This window comes from Nocardioides sp., from assembly GCF_035503875.1.
GTDB lineage: Bacteria > Actinomycetota > Actinomycetes > Propionibacteriales > Nocardioidaceae > Nocardioides.
The window spans coordinates 1-26,437 of sequence record NZ_DATJTA010000022.1; the positions used below are offsets into that span (position 1 = coordinate 1).

Annotated in this window: 25 protein-coding genes and 1 pseudogene; 10 read left to right on the forward strand and 16 right to left on the reverse strand. The window is 73.9% G+C overall.

Annotation, left to right across the window (positions count from 1 at the left end; translation table 11 throughout):
* Window positions 1-778 (forward strand): hypothetical protein (locus tag VMF51_RS05590; RefSeq protein ID WP_325473422.1); only part of this gene is annotated, 778 nt, incomplete at its 5' end.
* Window positions 779-795: 17 nt separating this feature from the next.
* Here VMF51_RS05590 and VMF51_RS05595 read toward each other — a convergent pair.
* The 3 genes from VMF51_RS05595 to VMF51_RS05605 form a co-directional block, all read right to left on the reverse strand.
* Window positions 796-2,271, reverse strand: coding sequence for a class I SAM-dependent methyltransferase (locus tag VMF51_RS05595; RefSeq protein ID WP_325473423.1), 1,476 nt, complete (start codon window positions 2,269-2,271; stop codon window positions 796-798).
* Between the two features lie 100 nt (window positions 2,272-2,371).
* Window positions 2,372-4,711 (reverse strand): sodium-translocating pyrophosphatase, encoded by a 2,340-nt coding sequence (locus VMF51_RS05600; RefSeq protein WP_325473424.1) that lies wholly within the window; start codon window positions 4,709-4,711, stop codon window positions 2,372-2,374.
* Between the two features lie 227 nt (window positions 4,712-4,938).
* Complete coding sequence (locus VMF51_RS05605) at window positions 4,939-5,277, reverse strand: anti-sigma factor antagonist (RefSeq protein ID WP_325473425.1); 339 nt, start codon at window positions 5,275-5,277, stop codon at window positions 4,939-4,941.
* A 181-nt stretch (window positions 5,278-5,458) separates the two neighbouring features.
* Between VMF51_RS05605 and VMF51_RS05610 the strand changes: the two genes are divergently transcribed.
* Both VMF51_RS05610 and VMF51_RS05615 read left to right on the forward strand, forming a co-directional pair.
* On the forward strand, window positions 5,459-7,810 hold the full coding sequence (locus tag VMF51_RS05610) for a DEAD/DEAH box helicase (protein ID WP_325473426.1): 2,352 nt from the start codon (window positions 5,459-5,461) through the stop codon (window positions 7,808-7,810).
* 10 nt (window positions 7,811-7,820) lie between these two features.
* Entirely contained in the window at window positions 7,821-8,132 is a 312-nt protein-coding gene (locus VMF51_RS05615) for a hypothetical protein (protein ID WP_325473427.1), read from the forward strand.
* Between the two features lie 21 nt (window positions 8,133-8,153).
* Here VMF51_RS05615 and VMF51_RS05620 read toward each other — a convergent pair whose 3' ends face one another.
* The 7 genes from VMF51_RS05620 to ssd form a co-directional block, all read right to left on the reverse strand.
* Window positions 8,154-8,495, reverse strand: a complete 342-nt coding sequence (locus VMF51_RS05620; RefSeq protein WP_325473428.1) for an Rv3654c family TadE-like protein — start codon at window positions 8,493-8,495, stop codon at window positions 8,154-8,156.
* On the reverse strand, window positions 8,492-8,926 hold the full coding sequence (locus VMF51_RS05625; protein WP_325473429.1) for a TadE family type IV pilus minor pilin: 435 nt from the start codon (window positions 8,924-8,926) through the stop codon (window positions 8,492-8,494). Before VMF51_RS05625 ends, VMF51_RS05620 begins: the two co-directional genes overlap by 4 nt.
* Window positions 8,923-9,141 (reverse strand): DUF4244 domain-containing protein, encoded by a 219-nt coding sequence (locus tag VMF51_RS05630; RefSeq protein ID WP_325473430.1) that lies wholly within the window; start codon window positions 9,139-9,141, stop codon window positions 8,923-8,925. Before VMF51_RS05630 ends, VMF51_RS05625 begins: the two co-directional genes overlap by 4 nt.
* Window positions 9,142-9,293: 152 nt before the next feature.
* Window positions 9,294-9,890, reverse strand: a complete 597-nt coding sequence (locus VMF51_RS05635) for a type II secretion system F family protein (RefSeq protein WP_325473431.1) — start codon at window positions 9,888-9,890, stop codon at window positions 9,294-9,296.
* 137 nt (window positions 9,891-10,027) lie between these two features.
* Window positions 10,028-10,804: a type II secretion system protein gene (locus tag VMF51_RS05640; protein WP_325473432.1), complete on the reverse strand. Its 777-nt coding sequence runs from the start codon at window positions 10,802-10,804 to the stop codon at window positions 10,028-10,030.
* A complete protein-coding gene (locus VMF51_RS05645) occupies window positions 10,801-11,961 on the reverse strand; it encodes a TadA family conjugal transfer-associated ATPase (protein WP_325473433.1) in 1,161 nt (386 codons plus the stop codon). Before VMF51_RS05645 ends, VMF51_RS05640 begins: the two co-directional genes overlap by 4 nt.
* Window positions 11,958-13,004: a septum site-determining protein Ssd gene (ssd, locus tag VMF51_RS05650; protein ID WP_325473434.1), complete on the reverse strand. Its 1,047-nt coding sequence runs from the start codon at window positions 13,002-13,004 to the stop codon at window positions 11,958-11,960. Before ssd ends, VMF51_RS05645 begins: the two co-directional genes overlap by 4 nt.
* Before the next feature lie 131 nt (window positions 13,005-13,135).
* On the opposite strand from ssd, the gene VMF51_RS05655 reads away from it, so the two are divergent.
* Entirely contained in the window at window positions 13,136-13,942 is an 807-nt protein-coding gene (locus VMF51_RS05655) for an HAD-IB family hydrolase (protein WP_325473435.1), read from the forward strand.
* A 357-nt stretch (window positions 13,943-14,299) separates the two neighbouring features.
* Here the strand turns inward: VMF51_RS05655 and VMF51_RS05660 are convergent, their stop codons facing one another.
* The gene (locus VMF51_RS05660; protein ID WP_325473436.1) at window positions 14,300-15,028 is read right to left on the reverse strand and encodes an oxidoreductase; all 729 of its coding nucleotides are present in this window, start codon (window positions 15,026-15,028) and stop codon (window positions 14,300-14,302) included.
* A 35-nt stretch (window positions 15,029-15,063) separates the two neighbouring features.
* On the opposite strand from VMF51_RS05660, the gene VMF51_RS05665 reads away from it, so the two are divergent.
* From VMF51_RS05665 to VMF51_RS05690, 6 genes and pseudogenes are all read left to right on the forward strand, one after another.
* Entirely contained in the window at window positions 15,064-15,918 is an 855-nt protein-coding gene (locus VMF51_RS05665; RefSeq protein WP_325473437.1) for a class I SAM-dependent methyltransferase, read from the forward strand.
* Between the two features lie 536 nt (window positions 15,919-16,454).
* Window positions 16,455-16,636: pseudogene (locus VMF51_RS05670) on the forward strand (histidine kinase); the annotation flags it as partial.
* A 63-nt stretch (window positions 16,637-16,699) separates the two neighbouring features.
* The gene (locus VMF51_RS05675) at window positions 16,700-17,074 is read left to right on the forward strand and encodes an ATP-binding protein (protein WP_325473526.1); all 375 of its coding nucleotides are present in this window, start codon (window positions 16,700-16,702) and stop codon (window positions 17,072-17,074) included.
* Entirely contained in the window at window positions 17,071-17,814 is a 744-nt protein-coding gene (locus VMF51_RS05680; protein ID WP_325473438.1) for a LytTR family DNA-binding domain-containing protein, read from the forward strand. Before VMF51_RS05675 ends, VMF51_RS05680 begins: the two co-directional genes overlap by 4 nt.
* Window positions 17,815-17,824: 10 nt before the next feature.
* Window positions 17,825-18,187, forward strand: a complete 363-nt coding sequence (locus tag VMF51_RS05685; RefSeq protein WP_325473439.1) for a hypothetical protein — start codon at window positions 17,825-17,827, stop codon at window positions 18,185-18,187.
* On the forward strand, window positions 18,184-19,701 hold the full coding sequence (locus VMF51_RS05690; RefSeq protein WP_325473440.1) for a cation acetate symporter: 1,518 nt from the start codon (window positions 18,184-18,186) through the stop codon (window positions 19,699-19,701). Before VMF51_RS05685 ends, VMF51_RS05690 begins: the two co-directional genes overlap by 4 nt.
* A 551-nt stretch (window positions 19,702-20,252) precedes the next feature.
* On the opposite strand, the gene VMF51_RS05695 is transcribed toward VMF51_RS05690, so the two are convergent.
* The 5 genes from VMF51_RS05695 to VMF51_RS05715 are packed head-to-tail and all read right to left on the reverse strand — an operon-like array spanning window position 20,253 to window position 26,206.
* Window positions 20,253-20,879, reverse strand: a complete 627-nt coding sequence (locus VMF51_RS05695; RefSeq protein ID WP_325473441.1) for a sirohydrochlorin chelatase — start codon at window positions 20,877-20,879, stop codon at window positions 20,253-20,255.
* Window positions 20,876-21,994, reverse strand: a complete 1,119-nt coding sequence (locus VMF51_RS05700; protein ID WP_325473442.1) for a uroporphyrinogen-III synthase — start codon at window positions 21,992-21,994, stop codon at window positions 20,876-20,878. The genes VMF51_RS05695 and VMF51_RS05700 overlap by 4 nt, the downstream gene beginning before the upstream one ends.
* Window positions 21,991-22,323 (reverse strand): nitrite reductase small subunit NirD, encoded by a 333-nt coding sequence (gene nirD / locus VMF51_RS05705; protein WP_325473443.1) that lies wholly within the window; start codon window positions 22,321-22,323, stop codon window positions 21,991-21,993. The genes VMF51_RS05700 and nirD overlap by 4 nt, the downstream gene beginning before the upstream one ends.
* Window positions 22,320-24,839, reverse strand: coding sequence for a nitrite reductase large subunit NirB (gene nirB / locus VMF51_RS05710; RefSeq protein WP_325473444.1), 2,520 nt, complete (start codon window positions 24,837-24,839; stop codon window positions 22,320-22,322). Before nirB ends, nirD begins: the two co-directional genes overlap by 4 nt.
* The gene (locus VMF51_RS05715; RefSeq protein ID WP_325473445.1) at window positions 24,836-26,206 is read right to left on the reverse strand and encodes an FAD-dependent oxidoreductase; all 1,371 of its coding nucleotides are present in this window, start codon (window positions 26,204-26,206) and stop codon (window positions 24,836-24,838) included. Before VMF51_RS05715 ends, nirB begins: the two co-directional genes overlap by 4 nt.
* Window positions 26,207-26,437 lie beyond the last annotated feature (231 nt).

The window sequence follows — 26,437 nt, forward strand, 5'->3', positions numbered from 1 at the left end:
CATCCACCGCCCCCGACCCGTGGAGGTCCCCGTGCACGACTGGTTCGATCCCGACCCCTATCCCCGCGCCGGCGTCGCCCTCGACGAGCGCGTCACCCACCTCGTCTTCGTCGGCGGCCGGCTCGTCGACACGTGGCACGAGCGCGCCGCCGGCACCGAGTGGGCGGCGTACGTCGAACGCCCGGCGCCTCCTCCCCCGGCTCCGCCGCCGCCTCACCACGTGCAGGTGCTCGACTGGCTCACGGAGGTCTGCGGCGGGCGGGCGGCGGTGGACGCGCTCGACGCGGAGCCGCTGACCGACGACGCGACCGACCTCCCCACGGACTGTCCCGACGAGGACTCCCGGGAGCGTCTCCAGGCCGCCGCGACGCTGCTCGACATCGTGGCCGAGCGGTGGTTCGACGACGAGACCGCCCATGCCTTCCGGCACGCCCTGCTCGCCCTGTGGGTCGAGGACCGGGTGCGGATCACCCGGCCGAGATCCGCTGCCCACCTGGCCGGCGGCATCTGCTGGGCGGTCGGCAAGGCCAACGGGCTGTTCCACCCGGCCGGCCCCCGCCGGGTCGGCACCGTGCAGGACACCCTCGGCCTGCCGGGCTCGCTGTCGTCGTCGGGTCGCGAGGTGTCCGGCGCGCTCCACGGCTTCCGCGGTCACCCGTTGCAGCGCCGGCCGGACGGCGTGCCCGACCTGCTCCCGCTGTACCGGTCCGACGTCCTGCTCGGCGCCACGCGCGAGCAGCTGGTGTCGCTGCGCGACCGCGCCCGAGCTGCCGAGTGACCCCGGCGCGCGCACGATCAGGCCGGCTCGAGGAAGCCCTCCGCGACCAGCTCGCGGACCACGAGGAGGTACGCCGTCCGGGTCTCGGCCGCGTCCCGGTCCAGGAGCTGGGCCAGCGCGTCCAGGATCTGGCCGACGGCGAGCTCACCGTCGCAGGCCCCGACCAGCCCCGCCTCCACGGTGTCGACCTGCCGCGCCCGGCGCAGCCCCCGCTGCTGGCGCAGCACGACGACCTCCGGGTCCTCGGCTCCAGGCGCGCCGACGGTCTCCTGGCGCACGTCGGTCCGGACGCTCAGCCGGGAGTCGAGTCCGACCCCGTCGGCGAGCGCCTCGACCGCGTCGCCCCAGGCGCCGATCGCCGGAGCGATCGGCTGCTCGACGTCGTAGGGCCACTCGAGCAGCTCCCGGGCCGGCGTACCGGAGTCGGGACGCTTGCGCAGGTTGACCCAGCCGAACCCGACCGCCTCGATGCCCTGCTCGTCGAACCACGAGAGCCAGGTGTCGTAGCGGTGCGCGTAGTCCGGCGCGCCGTGGTGACCGGCGTCCTTGAGCCAGAGCTCGACGTACTGCGCGGGGTCGACGACCTCGCGCTGCACGACGAACGCGTCGCAGTCGTCGGCCAGCCAGCCGGCCAGCCGCTCGTCCCACGGACGGTCCCGCTCGATCACCCAGTTGGCGAGCACCTGGCACCAGCCGCCGGGGTTCAGGTGGTCCGGCGCCGCGCGCACGATGTCCTCGACCACCCGATCGCCCGGCAGACCGGAGTCGCGGTAGACCAGCCGCTCCCCCGTGGCCGGCGAGATGACGAACGGCGGGTTGGTGGCGATCAGGTCGTAGCGCTCTCCCCGGACCGGCTCGAAGAACGACCCGTCCCGCACCTCGACCCGGTCGGCGACGCCGTTGAGCGCGGTGTTGAACCGGGTGATCCACAGCGCGCGCGGGTTGACGTCGGTCGCCACCACGGAGGTGCTGTGCGCGGCCAGGTGCAGCGCCTGCACCCCACAGCCGGTGCCGAGGTCGAGGGCACGGGCGACGGGGTCGCGCAGCGTGAGCTGGGCCAGGGACGTCGAGGCCGAGCTGATCCCCAGCACGTGCTGCGGTCCGACCCGCTGCGGTCCGCCGTCGAGGCCGGGGGTCAGGTCGCTGACCACCCACAGGTCCTCGCCGGCGTCCGTCGCGTAGGGCCGCACGTCCAGCCGCGCGGCGACCTCACCGATCGACTGCTCGAGGATCCCCTCGTTGGCCAGCCGGTCGACCAGACCCGGGAGCGCCGCCTCGGCGCGATCCGCCGGCACCGGCTGCTGCAGCAGGAACAGTCGCACCAGCGTCTCGAGCGGCGACCCCCCGGTGGTGCGGCGTACCCCCGGCCGGGTCTCGTTGCGGGCCAGCGCGCCGTGGGCCAGCGGACCCAGCAGGTCGGCGACCGCGTCGTAGGTGAAGTTCGCGGTCGTCAGGGCCTCGCGGAGCCGCTGCGGCAGGTCGCTGGTGGTCACCGGCACAGCCTAGGAGGCGGACCCGCGGACAGTCGGCGCTGGATCGCAGCACGGCCCGCCCGGAGATCCGGGCGGGCCGCGTTACGTCGTACGTCGGGCGCTACCTCTGCACCGTCGGCGTCGGGTCGACCTGGGTCGTCGGCGGCGCCGCGGGCGGGGCGGGCGGTACGTCGTCGCCGAGCGTGACCTCCCGCTGCTTCGAGACGTAGACGGCCGCGGCGATGATCGCCACCGCCACGACCGAGATCACGCCGCGGAGGATGTTGTTCTGGTCGTCGCCCACGCTCAGCGAGACGACCGCGCCCGCGATCAGCAGCGAGACCAGGTTCATCACCTTGATCAGCGGGTTGATGGCCGGGCCGGCGGTGTCCTTGAACGGGTCGCCGACGGTGTCGCCGATGACGGTCGCCGCGTGCGCGTCGGAGCCCTTGCCGCCGTGGTGGCCGTCCTCGACCAGCTTCTTGGCGTTGTCCCACGCGCCGCCGGCGTTGGCGAGGAAGACCGCCATCAGCGTGCCGGTGCCGATCGCACCGGCGAGGAAGCCCGCCAGCGCCGTCACGCCGAGCCCGAAGCCGACCGCGATCGGAGCCAGCACCGCCAGGATGCCCGGCGTGATCAGCTCGCGCAGCGAGTCCTTGGTGACGATGTCGACGACCTTGCCGTACTCCGGTCGGCCGGTGCCCTCCATGATCCCGGCGATCTCGCGGAACTGACGACGTACCTCGTAGACCACCGCGCCTGCCGCCCGGGCCACGGCGTTGATCGCCAGGCCCGAGAAGAGGAACACCACGGCCGCACCGAGCAGGACGCCGACGATGACCGCCGGGTTGAAGACGCTGAAGTCGAGCAGGTACGCCTCGTCCGGCCTCACGTTGGCGTCGGCGAGCTCCTCGAAGACCGAGGTGGCGTACGACCCGAACAGGGCGGTGGCCGCCAGCACGGCCGTCGCGATCGCGATGCCCTTGGTGATCGCCTTGGTGGTGTTCCCGACCGCGTCCAGCTCGGTGAGGATCTGCGCGCCGCCGGGGCTGACGTCGCCCGACATCTCGGCGATGCCCTGGGCGTTGTCGGAGACCGGCCCGAAGGTGTCCATGGCGACGATCACGCCGACGGTGGTGAGCAGTCCGCAGCCCGCCAGGGCGACCGCGAACAGCGAGACGGTCAGGGCCGCGCCACCGAGGAGGTACGCCCCGAACACGGCGGCCCCGATCACGAGGGTCGTGTAGACGGCCGACTCGAACCCGACCGAGAGGCCGGAGAGGATCACCGTCGCGGCGCCGGTCAGCGACGTCTTGCCGACGTCCTTGACCGGGCGGTGCTCGGTGCCGGTGTAGTAGCCCGTCAGCGCCAGGATGCCCGCCGACATGACGATGCCGATCACGACCGCGGCGGCGGCGATGAAGCGCGGGTCGCCGTCGGCGCCCACGAGGCCGGCGTCGATGTTGTCGAACTCCGAGAAGCTGCCCGGGAGGTAGACGTAGGCCAGCACCACGCTGGCCACCGCCGCGATGGCCGAGGAGAGGTAGAAGGACCGGTTGATGGTCGTCAGGCCGTTCTCGCCGGCCTTGGGCCGGGTCAGGTAGACGCCGGCGACGGCGGTCAGCGCACCGATCGCGGGGATCAGCAGCGGGAAGACCAGGCCGGCGTCGCCGAAGGCCTGCGAGCCGAGGATCAGCGCGGCGACCAGGGTGACGGCGTACGACTCGAAGAGGTCGGCGGCCATGCCGGCGCAGTCACCGACGTTGTCGCCGACGTTGTCGGCGATGGTGGCGGCGTTGCGCGGGTCGTCCTCGGGGATGTTGTTCTCGACCTTGCCGACCAGGTCGGCCCCGACGTCGGCGGCTTTGGTGAAGATGCCTCCGCCGACCCGCATGAACATCGCGAGTAGGGCGGCACCGAAGCCGAAGCCCTCCAGCACGTGCGGGGCCTCGTCCTGGAAGAACAGGACCACGAGGCTGGCCCCGAGCAGTCCCAGACCGACGGTGAGCATGCCGACCATCGCCCCGGTCCGCAGACCGATCCGCATGGCGGGCTCGCGGCCCGTGCTCTCGGCTGCCGCCGCGACCCGGAGGTTCGCGCGGACGGCGAGGTTCATGCCCAGGTAGCCGACGGTCGCGGAGAAGCCCGCGCCGACGATGAAGAACACCGACCGGAAGATCCGCACCATGGCGTCGTCGGCCGGAAGCACCAGGAGCGCGAAGAACGCGATCCCGGCGAAGATCGCGAGCGTCCGGAACTGGCGGGTCAGGTAGGCGTTGGCGCCCTCCTGCACCGCCTGGGCGATGGCCTTCATGTTGTCGGTGCCTTCGCCGGCGGCTAGGACCTCCTGGCGGAACATCGCTGCCATGGCGAGCGCGCCGAGCGCGATCAGGGCGACGACGATGACCAGGACGAGATTGCCGCCGGAGACTTCCACCACAGCGGGCGCGATTCCCGTCATGCGTTTCCTCCTGCGATAGCTGGGAGTGACTCAGGTCTGAGAACGAGCCGGAGTCTACGCAGACGAGATCTACGTCACGCGCGTTTGAGTGATGCGCGTCACATCTTGACCGGCGATTCGTGCTCTCCGAGCGTCGCGGAACGACCGGTGAGCGGGAACGACGACGCCCCGGTGTCCCTGAGGGACGACCGGGGCGTACAGATGCGCGGAGGGCCGCGCAGGCGGAATCAGCTGCCGGCGAGAGCGGCGTCGGCGGAGTCGTGGATCACGAACACCTTCGCCAAGCCGGTGATGCGGAAGATCTTGAGGAGCCGGTCCTGGGTGCACACGAGGTGCAGCGAGCCGTCGTGGGCGCGCACCTTCTTCAGCCCGCCGACCAGCACGCCGAGCCCGGTGGAGTCGAGGAACTCGACGGCTTCCATGTCGATCACGATGTCGTAGACCCCGGCTGCGACGAGCTCGGTGATCTTGTCGCGCAGCTTCGGCGCGGTGTAGACGTCGATCTCGCCACCGACGGCAACGATGGTCTTCCCATCGACGTCGCGCGTTGCAAGAGTGAGGTCCACGTGTACTCCCCTGGAGGATTTTTCTGACCGGTTCCCGAGTCCGGAACGACACGCGCCCGATACCCGGCCTGGACAATGAAACCATGCCGGACGCCCGTGCGCACAAAGAAGTAAACAGGGCCACACCACGGACGGCCACCACGACCCGACGCTGTCGGTGCCGTTTGTCAGGATCGGGAGCGTGACGACGACGACCATCCCGCGCAGCGAACCCGCGCTCCCGGGGCCGATCGAGCGTCTCGCCGCCCGGCCCGAGCGCGAGGACCGGCTCACCCACGTCGAGGTGCTTCCCGCCCGCGCCGGAGTCCGCGCCGACTGGCCGGCCTGGGCCGCCCCCGACGTCGTCGATGCGTTCCGCCGACGCGGCGTCTCGACCCCGTGGCGGCACCAGGCGGTCGCCGCCGACGCCGCGCACGAGGGTCAGCACGTCGTGCTCGCCACCGGCACCGCGTCGGGCAAGTCCCTGGCCTACCAGCTGCCCGCGCTCTCCCGGATCCGTGACAGCCGCCGCCCCCGGGGCCAGCGCGGCGCCACCGTGCTCTACGTCGCCCCGACGAAGGCGCTCGCCCAGGACCAGCTGACCTCCCTGTCGGGTCTCGGCCTCGACGTCCGGGTCACCACCCACGACGGCGACAGCTCCCGCGACCAGCGCGACTGGTCCCGCGACCACGCCGAGTACGTCCTGACCAACCCCGACATGCTGCACCGCTCCCTGCTGCCCGGTCACGCCCGCTGGGCGGCGTTCCTCGGCTCGCTGAGCTACGTCGTGGTGGACGAGTGTCACCACTACCGCGGCGTCTTCGGCGCCCACGTCTCCCACGTGCTGCGGCGGCTGCGCCGGGTGTGCGCGTCGTACGGCGCCCGTCCGACGTTCGTGCTCGCCTCGGCCACCGTGGCCGAGGCGGAGGTCGCCGCCCACCGGCTCACCGGTCTCGACGTCCTCGCCGTCACCGGCGACGACTCGCCGCGCGGCCAGGTGTCGCTGGCGCTCTGGGAGCCCCCGTTCACCCCCCACACCGGCGAGAACGGCGCGCCGGTGCGCCGGGCCGCGTCCTCGGAGACCGCCGACCTGCTGACCGACCTGGTGCTGGAGGGGGTGCGCACCCTCGCCTTCGTCCGCTCCCGGCGCGGGGTGGAGCACGTCGCGTCGACGGCGGCCGGACTGCTCGCCGAGGTCGACCCGTCCCTGCCGGGGCGAGTGGCGGCCTACCGCGGTGGCTACCTCCCCGAGGAGCGGCGCGCGATCGAGGCCGCGCTGCGGCGGGGCGACCTGCTCGGCCTCGCCGCGACGAACGCGCTCGAGCTCGGCATCGACGTCGCCGGCCTGGACGCCGTGTTGATGGCGGGCTTCCCCGGCACGCGCGCTGCGATGTGGCAGCAGCTCGGCCGCGCCGGCCGGGACGGCCAGGACGCGCTGGGCGTGCTCGTCGCCCGGGACGACCCGCTCGACACCTACCTCGTCCACCACCCGGAGGCCCTGCTCGGCCGCCCGGTCGAGGCGACCGTCTTCGACCCGGGCAACCCCTACGTCCTCGGCCCGCACCTGTGCGCCGCCGCCCAGGAGGCACCGCTCACCGAGGCCGACCTCCCGCTCTTCGGTCCCGGCGCCCGCGACGTGCTCGACGCCCTGACCGAGGCCGGCCTGCTGCGACGCCGCCCCCGCGGCTGGTTCTGGACCGACCGACGCCGCGCCGCCGACCTCGCGGACATCCGCTCTGCGGGTGGCGCGCCCGTGCAGCTGGTCGAGGCGGGCACCGGCCGGGTGATCGGCACGGTCGACGCCTCCAGTGCCCACTCCACGGCCCACGCCGGCGCGGTCTACGTCCACCGCGGCGAGACGTGGCTGGTCGACTCGCTCGACCTCGACGAGCACGTGGCCGAGATCCGTCGCGCCGACCCGGACTACTCGACCTCCGCCCGCGAGGTCACCGAGATCACCATCGTCGGCGAGCGCGAGCACCGTGACTGGGGCGGCTGCCGCCTCTCGTTCGGCGACGTCGACGTGAGTCACCAGGTGGTCTCCTTCCTCAAGCGCCGCCAGCCCAGCGGAGAGGTGATCGCCGAGGAGCCCCTGGACCTGCCGGTGCGGACGCTGCGGACCGCCTCGGTGTGGTGGACCGTGCCCGACCACGTCCTCGCCGAGAGCGGCCTGGCCGCGGCGGACCTGCCCGGCTCCGCCCACGCGGCCGAGCACTGCTCGATCGGCCTGCTCCCCCTCTTCGCCACCTGCGACCGGTGGGACATCGGCGGCGTCTCGACCGCGGTGCATCCCGACACCGGCGTGCTCACCGTCTTCGTCTACGACGGCCATCCCGGGGGCGCCGGATTCGCCGAGCGCGGCTTCCGCGCGGCCCGTGCCTGGCTGTCCGCCACCCGCGAGGCGATCGCCGCGTGCACCTGCCTGGACGGGTGTCCCTCGTGCATCCAGTCGCCGAAGTGCGGCAACCAGAACAACCCGCTCGACAAGGCCGGCGCGCAGGCCCTCCTCGACGTCCTGCTCGCGGGCGCCCCGACGGACCCTGCGGAGCAGTAGCCTCGGCCCCATGGTGCTTCTGGGCTTCGTCCTCATCGGTGCCGGCGCGCTCGTCATCGTGTCGGCCGTGTTCACCGCCGAGATGAACGGGACGACGCTCGAGGTGGTCGGCCTCGGCGTCAGCCCGCTCGGGCTCTTCCTGCTCGGCGTCGGCGCCGGGCTGGCGATCCTGTGGGGCTTCGGGATCCTGAAGTACGGCACCAAGCGCACCCTGCGCCAGCGACGCGAGTCCAAGAGACTCGAGGAGCTCTCCGAGAAGCTGGAGGTCGCCGACCGCGAGCGGCGCCGAGACAACGACGACGCGGACCAGGACCGGCGCTGAGCGGATCGCCGACGGTCGACCTCAGGCCGGCCCGGCGCGCGCCTCGGCCTCCGGGTCGACGTCCAGCATCCGCCACCGCGGCCCCGCGACCCGCACACTGATCCGCGCCTCCCGCCCGGAGAGCACACACCGGGTGACCTCCGCGTCGTTGGCGCCGGCCACCGATGCCGCTGCCCCGCAGCCGTCGCCACCCTCGGCCAGCGCCGTCGCCGCGGCGAGGGCGGCGAGGTCGGCCGCGGACTGCGCCGAGCGGTGAGCGACGACCACAGCCGCCACGGCGCCCAGCGCGACTCCCAGGAGCAGCAGCACGCCGAGGAACGCCACCGCCGGAACGGTCGCCGAACCCCGGTCGTCGGCGCTCACGGCGTCACTCCCCCAGCCCCGCCCTCTCCCTCGGCGGCGGCGACGGCCTCCGCTCGGACGGTGACCCCCGGCAGGAAGCGGAAGAGACCGCCGGGACCACCCACCTCCCCCGACGCGACCACGCGGACCTGGTCGCCCGAGCGGCTCAGGACGACCGCGGCTCCCGCCGGGGCCACCTGTTCCCCCCGCGCCACCGCCGCGGCGTCGTCGTCGCCCCGGGCAGCGGCCCGGGCTGACTCGCGCGCCGCGTCGACGACCCGGATCTGAGCGGCCCCGACCGCCAGCAGCCAGACCAGTCCGATGGTCACCGCGACCAGGATCGGCAGCGCCATCGCCAGCTCGGCCGTGGCCGCGCCGCTCTCGGGGCGAGCTCCTCCGCGACCTCCGCGATCTCCGCGGACAGCACGGGTGCGTCGGGGGCGGCGGGTCATCCGATGCCCAGCAGGCCGAGCACGTGGTCGAACAGCGTCGAGAGCAGCTCGTTGCCGAAGCCGCCGGTGAGCATCTTGTAGAGCAGACCCGCGAGCCCCGCGCCCGCGGCCGTGCCGACGGCGTACTCGGCGGTGGTGATGCCCCGTTCCTCGCGGCGCTCGCGCGCGGGCTGCTGGAGCTGCTCGGGGGTCGGGTCCTGCCGGTGGTCGTGCATGAGGTCTCCTCCTCGTCAGGGCCACGGGTGCGGCCTGGTGCATCGAGCCTGCGGCGTCCTGCGGTCCGGCCGCCGGTCCCGATCCCCGCCCTGTGGAAGGCGATGACGGGCACCGATCGGTGGACGGCTCGTGGCGCGTCCGAGACCCGGCCTCACAGCCCGACCGTCCCGAGCATCCCGGCGACCAGCGGGACGATGCCGATCAGCACGAACGCCGGGAGCAGGCAGAGCCCGAGCGGCAGCGCGGCCTTGACACCGACCGCACGCGCCCGGTCCTCGACCTCGGCGCGCGCACCGGCCGCCAGGTCCTCGGCGAGCCGCTCGACGGAGCGGACGACCGGAGCGCCGGTGGCCTGCGCCCGGGCCAGGGCTCGGCCGAGCGGACCGAGTGCGTCGTCGGCCGCGAGCTGCTCCCAGACCCGGATCGGATCCACACCAAGAGCGAGCCTGGCGGCGACCGGAGCCAGCCGGTCGCCGGCCGCGCCCGGCAAGGCCTCGCACACGACCCCGACGGCTTCCCCCGTGGCCGCGCCCGCCCGCAGCGCGGACGCCAGCAGCCCCACCACGTGGGGGAGGTCGGCCCGGGTCTGCTCGCGCCGCCGGCGTACGGACGGGGGTTCGGCACGGCCGATCACGAGCCACAGGGCTCCCGCGGCGGCGACTCCGGCCACCGGCCCGGCGGTCCCGCCGACGAAGACTGCTCCGGCCATGCCGGCGAGCAGGCACCACAACGGTCGGAACCGCATCATCCAGCCGGTCCCACCCTCAGCCGGGTCGGGCATCGGTCTGACCGGGCCGTCGCGAAGGCGCGGACGCCCGGGCACCAGGAGGAGCACGACGAGAGCCGCGGCGACGGCGGCGAGGACGGCCGGCCAGGTCACCATTTTCACCCGGCCCGGTCGACGTCGCGGGCCAGCGCCTCGATCCAGGCGAGACCCGCCATCGCGAAACCGAGCCCGCCGGTGAGGCAGGCGAGGCCGACCGGATGACCGAGCAGGAACCCGATCGGGTCACCGCCGGCGCCGGACCCCATGAGCAGCGCGACGACCGGGAGCCCGGCGACGAGCCGTGCGGTGGCGCGGGCCGACGCCAGCTCGCCGCGCACCACCCGGCGGGTGGCCTGCCCGGCGCGGAGGCGCGCGGAGACGCGGTCGACCGCCTCGGCGAGCCCCTGCCCCGTGCGGTGGGAGACCTGCCAGGCGGCCGCCAGGTGGCGCAGGTCCGCGGCGCCGGGCCGGGTCGCGACCTCCCGCCAGGCGGCGGGGACGTCCGCGCCGACCGTGAAGGCCCGCGCCACGGGATCGAGGTCGGACCAGGCCGCCGCGGCGCGGGCGAGGGCGGGACCGGGCGGTTGTCCGACCGCGAGGTCACCGGCCAGCTGCTCGCAGGTCTCCAGGACGCGGACCGTCGTCCGCTCGGCCTCCAGTCGCGCCCGGCGTTGTCGCCACAGGGCGGAGCCGGCCAGCCAACCGGCGGCCGCCAGCCCGACGACCACCAGCACCCGGGGTGACGTGCCCGCCACCAGGAGCGCCGGCGGGACGAGTCCGAGCGGCAGCAGGTGCCGGCCCGGACGTCGCCGCACGGGCGAGCCCCGCAGACGTGGCGGTCGACCGAGCGCCAGCCCGGCGGCCAGCGCGGCCGCGAGGACGGCGAGCGCCGTCATGACGCGTCCAGCGCGCGCTCGAGCCGGGCGGCCGCAGGCCCGGTGACCTCCCCGCCGTCCGGAGTGAATCGCACGGCCGTCTCCATGCGCACCAGGCCGGTGTCGTCGCGGATCGGCACCGCGACCTCGCGCAACCGCCGGGTCCCGTCGCGATCGCGGGTCAGGTGGAGCACCAGGTCGACGCCGGAGGCCAGCTGGCTGTGGGCGGCGTGCCGGCCGAGCCCGGCGGCCAGGGCCAGCGACTCGACCCGGGCGGGGACGTCGGCGGCCGAGTTGGCGTGCAGCGTGCCGCAGCCTCCCTCGTGGCCGGTGTTGAGGGCGGCGAGCAGGTCGACGACCTCCGCGCCCCTGACCTCCCCGACCACCAGCCGGTCGGGGCGCATCCGCAGCGCCTGACGGACCAGCGTGCGGACGTCGATCGCTCCGGCGCCCTCGATGTTGGGCGGCCGACCCTCCAGGCCGACGACGTGCGGATGGTCGGGCCGGAGCTCGGAGGCGTCCTCGACCAGGACCAGACGCTCCTCGGGAGGGACGGTGGCGAGCAGTGCCGCCAGCAGCGTGGTCTTGCCGCTGCCGGTGCCGCCGCTGATCAGGAACGCCAGACGGGCGGCCACCACGGCGGCGAGCAGCCGGGCCGCGCCCGCACCGATCATCCCCGCACCGACCAGACCGGTGATCGAGAACTGCCGCGCGCTCGGGACGCGGAGCGAGACGACCGTGCCCGGTCTCGCCACCGGGGCGAGCACGGCGTGGAACCGGGTGCCGTCGGCGAGGCGGAGGTCGGCGTACGGAGTGGCGTCGTCGAGACGACGACCGGCGGTGGCGGCGAGCCGCTGGGCCAGCCGGCGAACCGCCTCGTCGTCCGGGAACCGGACATCGGTCAGCTCGAGCCCGTCACCACGATCCAGGTGGACGGCGTCCGGGCCGTTGACGAGCACGTCGGTCACGCCGGGCAGCCGGAGCAGCGGCTCGAGCGGACCCGCGCCGAGGACGTCGCGCCGCAGCACGTCGTGCACGGCCAGGACCGTCGCGTCGCCGACCGGCCGGCCCGCCCGGCGCAGCGCCTCCGCGACCCGGTGCGGGGTGAGGTCGCCCGGTCTGGTGACGAGGTCGTCGCGGACCGCCTCGACCACTCCCGCGGGCAGCTCGGCACTCACGCCGCGGCCCGGCTGAGCGCCAGACGGTCGAGGACGGCGCCGGCGCCGCGACCGAGCGGCCCGCGCCACGACCGGACCGGACCGAGCCCCAGGTCGATGGCCTCGTCGAGCCCTCGCTGGTGACCCACCTGGGCCAGCACGGGCAACCCGGTCACGCGCGCGACCTCGTCGGCGTCGAGCCCGCTCCCCCGCACCACGAGGCGGGCGCCGTCCGGGTCCGGCAGCCGACCGCACACCCGGCCGGCCGAGGCGACCCCGGTCACCGTGGGCGCGACGAGCACGAGGACGAGGTCGCACCTGGCCACAATCTCCTCGACGACCGGGTCGGCACCGCGCGGCAGGTCGACCACCACCGTGTCGTGTCCGCGCTGGGCTGCCGAGAGCGCCTCGCGCACCGCGAACGCCTGCAGGGCGCCACGGGCGCCTGGATCCCAGGTCAGCGCGCCGACGCCGTCCCGGCGAGGCAGTGCCTCGCGCAGCGACCGTGCGCTGAGTCGTCCGGTGGTCTGGCAGAGCGCGTCCCACCGGATGCCGTCCCGGGTCTCGACGCCGAGCATCCGGTCGACGCCGGGACCGAGCGGGTCGGTGTCGACGACGACGGCGGGGCCGGTCCGGCCGGCCACCTGTCCCAGGGCGCACGCGAACGTCGTCGCCCCGACGCCGCCGGACCCACCGACGACGCCCACGACCAGCCCTCGGGTGGGTCGTTCGTCGCCGAGGTCGGTCAGCGTCTCGACGAGCCACGCGTCGGACCGCGGGAGATCGGTGACGCTCTCCGCGCGGAGGTCGAGCGCCACCCGGAACAGCCCGTCGGGCGAGGCGCCCCAGCTCATCAGGTGGACGCCGGCACGTCGCGGTGGGCACAGTCGCGCCATCTCCGCGGCGAGGTCCGACCCGAGCAGGACGAGCGGGGCGGCGGTCCACGACCGCAGCGCGGCTCCGACGTCGGCCGCCACCTCGGGGGTGATCCCGGCCGCGGCGGCCAGCCGGAGCAGCTCGTCGAGCAGGGTCTCGTCGCGGGTGACGAAGAGGGGTGGGTTCATGACCCGGACGCTCCCCTGCCGCACCGACCGACGATGCCTGGCGCGGTGGCGCCTGGGGACGAGCCGCGACGCGGGTGCACCTGTGGACGGTTCCCGGCGCGGTCCTCGGCAGGGGTCCCTACGATGAGGACATGACGGCTCCGGCGCTACGTCCCACCGCCGCCTTCTTCGACCTCGACAAGACGATCATCGCCAAGTCGAGCACGCTGGCGTTCAGCAAGCCGTTCCAGGCGGGCGGCCTGATCTCGCGGCGCGCGGTGCTGCGCTCGGCGTACGCGCAGTTCGTCTACCTCGTCGGCGGGGCGGACCACGACCAGATGGAGAAGATGCGGCAGTTCATGTCGCAGCTGTGCGCCGGGTGGGACGTCGCCACGGTCCGCGAGATCGTCGCGGACACCTTGCACAACATCGTCGACCCGCTGGTGTACGACGAGGCCGTCTCCCTGATCGAGGCGCACCGGGCCGCCGGTCGCGACGTGGTCGTCGTCTCCGCGAGCGGGGCCGAGGTCGTCGAGCCGATCGCGGAGATGCTCGGTGCTGACCTGGTCATCGCGACGCGCATGGAGATCGCGGACGGCAAGTACACCGGCGAGATCGCGTACTACGCCTACGCCGAGGAGAAGGCGCGAGCGGTCCGCGAGCTCGCCGAGCAGCGGGACTACGACCTGGCCGAGTGCTACGCCTACAGCGACTCGGTGACGGACACGCCCATGCTCGAGGCGGTCGGCCACGCCTTCGCCGTCAACCCCGACCGGGAGCTGCGCAAGGTCGCGGCGACCCACGACTGGCCGGTCCTGGTCTTCACCAGACCGGTCACCCTGCGCGGCCGAGCACTGCCTCCCGCCGGTCCCACGCTGGCCGCCCTGGCCGTCGGCGGCGCCGTCGCGGTCGGCGGTGTGCTGTGGGCCAGCGCCCGCAAGCGCCGCCCCGACGCCTGACCCAGCGGGGTCGGTGCCTCCCCTCAATAGGGGAGAAAGTCAAGGGTTGAACCCCCGGGGGAAGCGGCGTAGACAGGGACTCAACAACTCCACAGACGTACACGTGAGCCGGGTACCCACGCGGCGACCGACCCTTCCTACAGGGTGCTGACCCAACCGGATCTGCCGGTGGCAGCGATTCGAATCTGCACGCCTGGTAGCCCGAGGCCCACGTGTCAGCGGTGGCGCCCGAGTCCTTCGAGACTGGGGCGCCACCTGCATGTGGAGCCGGGCGCGCGGATTCACCGGTCCACCGGGGAATCTGGACGTTCTGCGCCGAAACTTCCACCCAGAACGTCGGGCTCTCCCCGAGAACTCCTACTCGGCGGCCCGGCGCAGCGGGCTCGCCTCGGCGGCGGCGGCGTACGCCTCGGCGGCGTACAGCAGCCACGCGTGGACGCCGGGCTGGGTGCCGGCGGCGTACCCGCGCAGGTTGGACTCGTACTCGGCGCGCAGGGCGAGGTGGGCGGCCTCCGGTACCACCAGCGACTTCTCGTCGACGCCGCGGGCGGCGAGCACCAGCCGCTCGGCGGCGCGGGCGATGATGCCGTTGTGGGAGGCGAACGGCGCCGTCGTGACAAGGCCCGCGTGCACGACGGCGGCCACCACCAGCGCAGGCACCTCGGTGCGGGCGGTCAGCAGCCCCGCCAGGTCGCGCAGCCGGTCCGCCGACTCGGCGTCGCGCGGGCGGCCGAGTCGCTCGGGCTCCACCGAGCCGGACGCGGCCACGGCGTGCAGCCGGGCCAGCGCCTGCAGCGGCGCGGTCCGCAGGGTCGGGACCAGGCCCAGCAGCTCGGTCGAGAGCCGGACCGCGTCGCACGCGACGTCGTCGCCCCGGCCCTCGCGGACCTCGGTGAGCGAGGAAGCCGAGCCCTCCAGGACCGCGCTCGCGTGCGCGCCGCGCAGCAGTGACTCCGCCGTCGTCTCGGGAGAGGTACGGCGCAGGCCGCGGTCGCGCAGCACCGCGTCGATCCCGTCGCGTGCCGCCGCGAACGCGCTGGGCACCCCTTCGAGGGAAACCAACCAGGCAAGGGGGTCCGCGGTCACGGACGCGAGGCTACTCGGGCGTTAGCCTGGGACAGATGAGTGACCTCCACGCCCGCTCCTTCGGCTCCGTGGCCGACGCCTACGACCGCGGCCGGCCGAGCTACCCGCTCGAGGCGGCGCGGTGGCTGACCGGGGAGCGACCGGCGACCGTCCTGGAGCTGGGCGCCGGGACCGGGAAGCTCACCCGGCAGCTGGTCGAGCTGGGCCACGACGTGCACGCCACCGACCCCGACGAGGCGATGCTGGCCATCCTGCAGCGCGACCTGCCCGACGTACGCACGGCCGTCGGCGGGGCCGAGGAGATCGCCGCACCGGACGCGTCGTACGACGTGGTGGTGAGCGCGCAGGCCTTCCACTGGTTCGACCTGGACCGGGCGCTGCCCGAGATGGCGCGGGTGCTGAAGCCGGGCGGGCGGCTGGCCCTGGTGTGGAACGAGCGCGACGAGCGGATCCCGTGGGTGCGCAAGCTGGGCCGGATCATCGGCACCCAGGAGCAGGACGTCGACCCGACGGAGCCGGTGTCGACCTGCGGCCACTTCGGGTTCGTCGACGACGCCGTCTTCAAGCACTGGCAGGGCGTGGACCGCGAGTCGATCCTCGACCTGGTGCGCTCGCGGTCCAACGTGGCCGTCCTCGACGAGGAGGAGCGCTCGGCCAAGCTCGCCGAGGTGCGCGCCTTCTACGACGACTACGGCCGCGGCATGGACGGCATGCAGCTGCCGTACGTCGTCCGCTGCTTCCGCTCGGTCGTCGCCGACAAGATCGTGCGGCACGCCCCGGCGACCGCCGAGGAGCAGCGGACCGCCGAGGACCGGCTCGACGAGCCGACGCCGATGGAGACCACCTCCGACGGCACCGCCACCGACCTGCTGCTGATCGACTTCAAGTGAGCCGCGCCACCCGACGGTGAGGTTGGCGGCATGATGACGCCATGGGTCGGGCCTGGCGTCGTACGCACCTCGGGACCGAGGCCGACCGCGCGACCTTCCGGACCCTGCACACCGCGTCGCTGGCCAGCCCGGCGTTGCGCGAGGGACTGACGGCCACCAGCGCCGAGCGCTCCATCAAGCACCTGCGCGCGCTGCTCGGCACGCCCGCGCTCGCCCTGACCGACACCGCGGGACCGCTGGCCTGGGACGGCACCGGCCAGCACCACGAGCGGCAGGCGGTCGATCTCACGGCCGCCACCCTGGAGGCCAGCGGCACCCGCAGCTTCGACCGCGCCGACCTGCGCTGCGACGAGGCGGGCTGCCCGGTGCGGACCGCCATCGCCAGCCCGCTGGTCGTGGACGAGCGGGTGGTCGGGACGCTGCAGGCGTTCGCGCCGTACCCCACCGCCGGGCTCGCCCGCGCCACCGACGAGGTCGCCCAGTGGGTCTCGGGGCAGCTGGAGCTGGCGGAGCTGGACGCGTCACGGACCCGGCTGATGGAGGCGGAGGTGCGGGCGCTGCGCGCCCAGATCAGTCCGCACTTCATCTACAACTCCCTCGGCGCGATCGCCAGCTTCGTCCGCACCGACCCGGACCGAGCGCGCAGCTGCTGCTGGAGTTCGCCGACTTCACCCGCTACTCCTTCCGCCGGCACGGCGACTTCACCACGCTCGCCGAGGAGCTGCGCTCCATCGAGCGCTACCTGCTGCTCGAGGAGGCGCGGTTCGGCGACCGGCTGCGGGTGACGCTCAACGTCGCCCCCGAGGTGCTTCCCGTCGCGGTGCCGTTCCTGTGCATCCAGCCGCTCGTCGAGAACGCCGTACGCCACGGGCTCGAGGGCCGCGGCGAGGGCGGGCACATCCGGATCATCGCGCGCGACCAGGGCCAGGAGGCGGTCATCGAGGTGGAGGACGACGGGATCGGCGAGGACCCGGAGAAGGTACGGCGCGCGCTCGCCGGCGACACGGCGCTCGACTCCGTCGGGCTGGGGAACGTGGACGCCCGGCTGCGCAACGCGTACGGCGACGAGCACGGGCTCGTCGTCGAGACGGCGCCGGGAGCGGGTACGCGGGTGATCGTGCGGGTACCCAAATTCGCACCGGGGGTGCAGGTGTGAAGGTCCCGCTGACCGTGCTGGTGGTCGACGACGAGCGGCCCACGCTCGACGAGCTCTCCTACCTGCTCGGCCGGGACCCGCGGGTCGCCGAGGTGCTGACCTGCGACAGCGCGACCGAGACCCTGCGGATGCTGCGGGAGATCGAGGTCGACGCGGTGTTCCTCGACGTCCAGATGCCCGGCCTGACCGGTCTCGAGCTCGCGCAGGTGCTGGCCCGCTTCCGGGAGCCGCCGCCGATCGTGTTCGTCACCGCCCACGACCAGCACGCGGTGAAGGCCTTCGAGCTGCAGGCCGTCGACTACGTGCTCAAGCCGGTGCGGGACGACCGGCTCGCCGAGGCGGTACGACGGGTGGTGGGTGTGGTCGAGGGCGTCGCCGACCGCGGGCCGGCCGGTGACCTGCAGGTGCCGGTCGAGCTGGGCGGAGTGACCCGCTTCGTGGCCCGCTCCGCGATCTCGTACGTCGAGGCGCAGGGCGACTACGCCCGGTTGCACACCGACGACGGCTCGCACCTGGTGCGGACGCCGCTGTCCCAGCTGGAGGACGAGTGGGGGCCGGCCGGGTTCGTGCGGATCCACCGCTCGCTGCTGGTCTCGCTCGCCCACGTCGCCGAGGTGCGGATGGACGCGGGCCGCTGCACGGTCGTCGTCGGGCGGTCCGGGGCGAGCGTCGAGCTCGGCGTCAGCCGGCGGCACACCCGGCAGCTGCGCGATCTGCTGCTGAAGCGGGCCGGCTCGTGAGGACGGAGCCGTGACCGAGCGTGTCCGGGTGACCGGGCCGCCGCGGCGGCGTACCACCGTCCGGTCGCGGGCGCGCGACATCGACGCGGACACCCGTCTGGGCGGGATCTACCTGCGCTCCCTGCTGCGCGAGCAGCTGCGGCTGGCGGCGCGCGTGCTCGCCGTACTCGTCGTCGCGGTGGGGTCGTGGCCGCTGCTGTTCCACCTCTGGCCGGGGCTGGCCGACGTCGACGTGGCCGGCGTACCGGTGGCGTGGGTGCTGCTCGGCGTGCTGGTCTACCCGCTGCTGCTGGGCCTGGGCTGGTGGTACGTCCGCCGGGCCGAGCGGGTCGAGCACGACTTCGCGGAGCTGCTCGACGAGGTCGGCGAGTGAGCTCGGCCCCGGGGATCATCGCCATCGTGCTGGTCACCCTGACCACGCTGGCGATCGGCGCCTGGGGGCTGCGCTTCTCCCGCACGACCAGCGACTTCTTCGTCGCGTCCCGCTCGGTCAACCCGCGGCTGAACGCGACCGCGATCGGCGGCGAGTACCTCTCGGCCGCGTCCTTCCTCGGCGTCGCCGGCCTGGTGCTGACCTTCGGCGCGGACATGCTCTGGTACCCGATCGGCTGGACCGCGGGCTACCTGGTGCTGCTCGTCCTGGTGGCCGCGCCGCTGCGCCGTTCGGGGGCGTACACCCTGCCCGACTTCGCCGAGGCCCGGCTCGGCTCGCGCGCGGTCCGGGCGGTCTGCTCGGTGCTGGTCGTGGGGATCGGGTGGCTCTACCTGCTGCCACAGTTCCAGGGTGCCGGGCTGACCCTGCGCTCGGCGGTCGGGGCGCCGGTGTGGCTCGGCCCGCTGATCGTCGGGCTCGTCGTCCTGATGAACGTGACGGCGGGCGGGATGCGGAGCATCACGTTCGTCCAGGCGTTCCAGTACTGGTTGAAGCTCACCGCGCTGCTGCTCCCGCTGATGGTGCTGCTCGTCGCGTGGGCCGGCGACGGCGCGCCGGGCAGCCGGGTGGTCGGCGAGGCCGCATCCGGGTGGTCGGTCCCGCTCGCCGACGGGGGCGGGCAGGGGCTCTACCTGACCTACTCGCTGATCGTCGCGACCTTCCTCGGCACCATGGGGCTGCCGCACGTGGTGGTCCGCTTCTACACCAACCCCGACGGCCGCGCGGCCCGTCGTACGACGCTGGTGGTGCTGGCGCTCCTCGGCGCCTTCTACCTGCTGCCCACGGCGTACGGCGCGCTCGGGCGGGTGTACGCCCCCGAGCTGGCCGAGTCGGGGCGCTCGGACGTGCTCGTGCTGGAGCTGCCGAGGCTGATCGTGCCGGGGCCACTCGGCGAGGTGCTGACAGGACTGGTGACGGCCGGTGCGTTCGCCGCGTTCCTTTCCACGTCCTCGGGACTGGCAATCGCGGTGTCCGGGGTGCTGACCCAGGACGTCACCGGTCGGGTGTACGGCGAGCGGCGGCTCGGCGGCGTGACCGCCTTCCGGCTGGCGGCTGTCGTGGCCGTCCTGGTGCCCGTGCTCGTGGCGCTCGCGATCCCGAACGTCGGCGTCGCCCGCGCGGTCGGACTCGCCTTCGCGGTGGCGGCCTCGACGTTCTGCCCGCTGCTGCTGCTCGGGATCTGGTGGAGCCGGCTCACCGACGTCGGCGCGATCGCCGGCCTCGTCGTAGGCGGGCTCGGCTCCGGTACGGCGGTCGCGTGGACGCTGGCGCCGTACTCCGCCTCCGGCTGGGCCGGCGTACTGCTGGAGCAGCCGGCCGCCTGGTCGGTCCCGCTGGCCGTCGCGACGATGGTCGGCGTCAGCCTGCTGACGCCCGGGCGGGTCCCCGCCCACACGCGCCGGGTGATGGTGCGGCTGCACACGCCAGAGGCGGTGGAGCTGGATCGGGGGTGACGCGACGCTGATTGAGGTGCCCCGAACCTCCGGAGCCCGACCAGCAGGCTGGGGTGAGGGCCGACCGTCGGCTCACCAGGTTTCGAGGCTCGCTCCGCTCGCACCTCAACCAGCGTCCAGGCAGGCGCTGACACGACGCTGATTGAGGTGCCCCGAAGCGACGCAGGAGCGCAGGGGCCTCGAAACCCCCGCAGCCCGACCAGCAGGCTGGGGTGAGGGCCGACGGCCGGCTCACCAGGTTTCGAGGCTCGCTCCGCTCGCACCTCAACCAACGTCAGGCAGGCGCTGACACGACGCTGGTTGAGGTGCCCCGAAGCGACGCAGGAGCGAAGGGGCCTCGAAACCCCCGCAGCCCGACCAGCAGGCTGAGGTGAGGGCCGATCGTCGGCTCACCAGGTTTCGAGGCTCGCTCCGCTCGCACCTCAACCAGCGTGCCGCTGGCCCCGCTCGCACCTCAACCAGCGTGCCGCCGGCCCCGCTCGCACCTCAACCAGCGTGCCGCCGGCCCCGCTCGCACCTCAACCAGCGTGCCGGCTCGCTCCGCTCGCACCTCAACCAGCGTGCGTCAGGGCGCCCAACAACGCCGTCGCCCGCTGCACGACCAGATCCACGACGAGCGGGTGCGGTCCGAGCACGTCGGCGACGACGGAGGCTCCGACCGACTCGCGGCGGGTGCGGTCGGCGAAGTACCCCTCGGCGAGCAGGTACGGCGAGACCGCGTCGCCGGGGCGGACCACGGCGGCCGGGCGGAGTCCCAGTCCGGCGAGGGTGGCGAGCGAGACGGGGCCGCCCCAGGCGCCGGCGAGCAGGTCGCGGGCGCGGTGCAGGTCGCGCAGGGCGAGCGGGTCGTTCGACCCGGCGGCCACCATCGTCACCGGCTGGCCGGGCCGCGCGCCGCCGGCCAGCAGCCGGTCGACCTGGGCGGAGGCGAGCAGCGGGTCGGGGCCGAGCGGGCGGGCGCCGCCGAGGTCCTCGCGCACGTGGTAGCCGGTCGACAGCAGCAGCGGTACGACGACCGACGGCTCGGCCGGGAGCGACGCGTAGAGGGGCGAGCAGAGCTCGACGTACGACGCGACCGCGGGGAGGCCGAGCCGGGAGCCGGCGGCGGCCGTCAGGGCCCGCGCGACCTCGTTGCCGGTCGCGTGCCGGGTGCCGTGGGCGACCGTCACGAGCCTCACGAGGGGGTCACCGCCAGCCGGTAGCCGCGCTTGACGACCGTCTGCACCGCCTTGGTGCCGAGCGCGGCGCGCAGCCGGGCAACGGCCATCTCGACGGCGTGCTCGGAGCCGGCGGTGCCCGAGGGCAGCATGGCGAGCAGGGCGCGGCGGGAGACGACGTTGCCGGGGTTGGCGACCAGCGCGTGCAGGACGGCAGTCGGGGCCGGCGACAGCTTCACCTCGACGCCGTCGAGCAGCACGTCGTCGCCGTGCAGGAGCAGCAGCGCGCCGCTGTCGAGCTCGATCGAGAGGCCCTCACGCCGCGAGGGCAGCTCGACCTCCAGCTGCTTGATCATCGCCGCGAGCCGCGAGCGCTCGGGCCAGATCGTCGGCACGCCCCACATCTCGAACGCGGCCGCGGTGACCGGGCCGACGCACGAGGCCACGACGTCGGCCTGGAAGGCGGTGACGACGTCCTCGCGGCGCCCGGTCACGCCCGCGGCCTCCATCAGCGCCGCGACCGCGGGGGCGGAGGTGAAGGTGACCGCGTCGAGCTCGCGGTCGGCGATCAGGTCGATCATCCGGAACATCGGCTCGGGGTCCTCGGCACCCGCGACGCGATAGACGGTCACGACCGTGACGTCGGCACCCCGGCGGCGCAGGGCGTGGGCGACCATCGAGAGCGACTGCCCATGCTCCTGGACGACGATCCGCAGGCCCGCCAGGTCGCGGCCGCGCAGGTGCTCCAGCACGTCCTCGAAGCACTCCGACTCGGGCGCCCACATCTCGCGCAGCCCGCGCCGGCGCAGCGCGCCCACCGACTTGGGTCCGCGCGCGAGGATCTCGGCCGACGACAGGACGGCGACCAGCGGATCGGCGAGCCCCCAGTCGTCGGCGGCGGAGAACCAGGTCCGCATGCCGATCCCGGTCGTCGCGAGGAACATGTCGACCGGCCGGGCGAGCACCTCCTCGGTCGCCGCGCGCAGTGACGCGTCGTCGACCTGGTTGGGGTCCTGCGAGAGCGCGGGCGCCCACTCGACGGTCGCGCCGCGTCTTTCGAGCAGGGCGATCTGCTCCTCCACCTTGCGCGCGGCGGTCACGCCGACGCGGAAGCCGGCGAGGGGCTGGTCGCTCACGCGGGGCTCTCCCTCCTGCGACCGACGAGCACCATGCCCTCGGACACCTCGACCACGTACGACGCGACCCGGACCGCCGCGTCGTCGAGGCACTGCCCGGTGCGCAGGTCGAACGCCTGCTTGTGCATGGGCGACGCCACGAACGGGATGTCTCCCCGCGTCCCGACGATGCCGCGGGCCAGCACCGAGGCCCGTGAGAAGGGATCGTAGTTGGAGATCGCGAGGACCTCGTCGTCGTACGTCCGGAACACGGCCACGGCCTCGCCGTCGACGAGCGCCGTCACCCCGCCCTCCACCTCGATCTGATCGAGGCGGCACACAGGGGTCATCGGGGCGCCCCCACCGGGATCGTGCTCCCGAGCGAGACCGGACCGTCGGAGTCGGCGGGCGCGATCTGCTCGCGCTCGGCGCGGAACGAGATGTGCGGGTCCGGCGTTTCCGGGGCGTTGACGAAGGAGACGAACCGGGCCAGCTTGTCGGGGTCCTCGATGGTCGCCCGCCACTCGTCGACGTAGGAGTCGACGTGGCGCGCCATGGCCGCCTCCAGCTCCGAGCCGAGCCCGAGCACGTCGTCGACGACGACCTCCTTCACCCGGTCCAGGCCGCCGTCGAGGGAGTCCACCCAGGGCGCCGTGCGCTGCAGGCGGTCGGCGGTGCGGATGTAGTACATGAGGAAGCGGTCGAGGTAGCGGACCAGGGTGTCGGTGTCGAGGTCGCCGGCCAGCAGCCGGGCGTGGGCGGGGGTGGCGCCGCCGTTGCCGCCGACGTACAGGTTCCAGCCCTTCTCGGTCGCGATCACGCCGAAGTCCTTGCCGCGGGCCTCGGCGCACTCGCGCGCGCAGCCGCTGACCCCGCCCTTGAGCTTGTGCGGCGAGCGCAGCCCGCGGTAGCGCAGCTCCAGGTCGATGGCCAGCTGCACGGAGTCCTGCACGCCGTAGCGGCACCAGGTCGAGCCGACGCACGACTTCACCGTCCGCAGGGACTTGCCGTAGGCGTGGCCGGACTCGAAGCCGGCGTCGACCAGCCGGGTCCAGATGGCCGGCAGCTGCTCCATCCGGGCGCCGAACAGGTCGATCCGCTGCCCGCCGGTGATCTTGGTGTAGAGCCCGAAGTCGCGGGCCACCTCGCCGATCACGATCAGCTTCTCGGGCGTGATCTCGCCGCCGGGGATCCGCGGGACGACGGAGTAGGTGCCGTTGCGCTGGATGTTGGCGAGGTAGGCGTCGTTGGTGTCCTGGAGCGTACGGCGATCGCTCGCAAGCACGTGGTCGTTCAGCTGGCTGGCCAGGATCGAGGCCACCGTGGGCTTGCAGACGTCGCAGCCGCGGCCGGTGCCGTGCGCCTCGACGACCTGGTCGAAGCGGGTGTACCCGTGCACCGCGACGACGTCGAAGAGCTCCTGGCGGGTGAGCGGGAAGTGCTCGCACAGGCTCCGGTCGACGACCTTGCCCACCGACTCGAAGTAGTCCTCGATGATCTTCTTCGTCTGCACCTTGCAGGAGCCGCAGGTCGTGCCGGCGCGGGTGGTCTCCCCCGCCGCCGCAGCCGCGACGATGTCGCCCTTGGTCACGTCGTTGCAGGAGCAGACCTGGGCCTCGTCCGGGAGGGTCACCGCAGTGCCGGAGGAGACCGGCAGGATCAGCTCCTCCGGGTTGGCCGGCAGCTCGATGCCGGAGGCGACCATCGGCCGCAGCACGCCGTACGCCGACGCGTCGCCGACCAGGATCCCGCCCAGCAGCTGCTTGCCGTCCTCGGAGACGACCAGCTTCTTGTAGACGCCGGCGACGGCGTCGGAGTAGACGAGCTCGAGGCAGTCGGGCGTGGTCGCGAACGCGTCGCCGAAGCTCGCGACGTCGACGCCCATCAGCTTCAGCTTGGTGGACATGTCGGCGCCGGTGAACGACCCCGGGCCGCCGAGCAGCGCGTCCACGACGACCTCGGCCATCGTGTAGCCCGGCGCGACCAGGCCGTACATCCGCCCGCCCGGCGCCGCGCACTCGCCGATCGCCCACACGTGCGGGTCGGAGGTCCGGCACTGCTCGTCGACGAGCACGCCGCCACGCTCGGCGAGGTCGAGCCCGGCGGCCCGCGCGAGCGCATCGCGCGGGCGGATGCCGGCGGAGAAGACGAGGACCTCGGCCTCGACCGGGTCGGCCACGCCCTTCAGCGCGATCCCGGCCGCCCGGCCGTCGCGCTCGACGACCGCCGACGTCATCGCGCCGGCATGGATGGTCAGGCCCAGCCGCTCCAGGTGCCGGGTCAGCGTGGCCCCGCCGGCGTCGTCGACCTGGACCGCCATCGGCCGCGGCGCCATCTCGACCACATGGGTCTCCAGGCCGAGCTGGCGCAGCGCGTTGGCCGCCTCGAGACCGAGCAGCCCGCCGCCGACGACCGCACCGACTTTGGCGGTGGCCGCAGCCACCCGGATCGCTTCGAGGTCCTCGATCGTGCGGTAGACGAAGCAGCCCGGCAGGTCGTGGCCGGGGATCGGCGGCACGAAGGGCGCGGCGCCGGTCGCCAGCACCAGCTCGTCGTAGACCAGCACCTCGCCCCCGGCGAGCAGCACGGTCCGGGTCTCGGGGTCGATGCCCTCGACGGCGGTGCCGAGCACGAGCCGGACCCGCGGGTCGTCGTACGCGCCCTCGGGGAGGAACGACAGCTCGTCGGCCCCGCGCTCGAAGAACGAGGTCAGCGCGACCCGGTCGTACGCCGGCCGCGGCTCCTCGCCCACGACGACGACGTCGTGCGTCTCGGTCAGGCCGCGCTCGATCGCGGCCTGCACGAACCGGTGGCCGACCATCCCGTGGCCGACGACGACGAGCTTCTTCCTCAGGTGCGGGCTCATGCCAGTGCTCCTTCCGTGACGAGTGAGGCGACCACGGCGGCACAGCCGCCGCAGCCGGTGGTGGCGCGGGTGGTGGTGCGGGCGTCGTCGTACGACGCGCAGGCGCGGATCCGGCCGGCGCTGACGCCCGCGCAGGCGCAGACCTCGGCGTCGTCGGCGAGCACGGCGGGGGCCGCGGTCCGCTCGGGCATCAGCAGGCGACCGGGCTCGCCGGTGCCGAGCACGGTGCCGCGGTCGAAGTGCTGGGTGATCAGGCCGACGCGCGAGAGGTCGCCGACCAGGGTCCCCGCGACGATCCGGCCGCCGTGGACCACCAGCCGCCGGTGCGACCCGACCACCGGGTTGGTCACCTCGACGACCTCGCCCTCGGCGGTGGTGGGGTCGCCGAGCACGGCCACGTCCAGCCCGGTCGCGCGCAGGCGGGCGACGCTGCGGGTCCCGGCGTACGCGACCTGCTCGCCGGCGAGGTGCGCGGCCGCGAGGCCTGCCTGCTCCCACGCCGGCGGGACGAAGCCGGTCGTCCGCCCGCGGTGCTGGGCGCAGTCGCCGATCGCGAGGATGCGCTCGTCGCTGGTGCGGAGCTGGTCGTCGACCACCACGCCCCGGCGTACGTCGAGGCCGGCGCGGCGGGCGAGCGCCGTGCTGGGCCGGCCGCCGGCGGTGAGCACCACCAGGTCGGTGTCGAGCGTGAACCCGTTGTCGAGGACCAGCCCCGCGTCGGTGAGGCGTACGGCGCGGGCGCCGGTGTAGACGGTCGCGCCCAGCCGCTTCAGGTCCCGCGCGATGATCCGCCCGGCCTTCTCGTCCACCTGGCTGCGCAGCAGGTGCTCGCCTCCCTCGACGACCTCGACCTCGAGGCCGCGCACGCTCAGCGCGCGGGCGACCTGCAGGCCCAGCAGGCCGCCGCCGACGACGACGGCCGTTCGCGCGTCCGGCACCGCGGCGTCGAGTCGACGGCAGTCGGCCAGCGACCGGAACGCGTGCACCTTCTGGTGCAGCCTCCCGTCGACCTGCACGAGCCCACGGATCGGCGGCAGCGTCGGGATGGCGCCGGTGGCCAGGACGAGCGTGTCGTACGGCATCCGGCTGCGGTCGGCGAGCTCGATCTCGCGCTCCGCGCGGTGGATCTCGACGACCCGATTGCCGAGCCGCAGGTCGACGTCGTCGCGCAGCCCGAGCTCAAGCGCCGCGGGGTCGTGGGTGCCCTCCAGGACGGCCGAGAGCAGGATCCGGTTGTACGGCGCGTGCGGCTCGTCGCCGATCAGCGCGACGCGACCGCCGCGGCCCGCCACCTCGTCGGCCAGCCGGGCCGCCGCCATCCCCGCGCCCACCACGACGACGCGCTCGGAGGTCTGGGTGGCTGACATGTCCCCAGCCTCGGCAACCGGCGTAACAGCGACGACATGTCGCCGTACCGCCGTCGTCAACTCTTCCTCACGGCCTCACACCGGAGGTCGCGACGCCCCCGGTGGTCGAGCAGAGAAGGACGAAGTCCTGAACGCCCGTCGAGACCCGTCTTGCCAACCACCCACCCCGACCACCCTCACCTGCACGCTGCGGGGGTCTCGACGGGCACTCGTCGCTAGCGCTCCTCACTG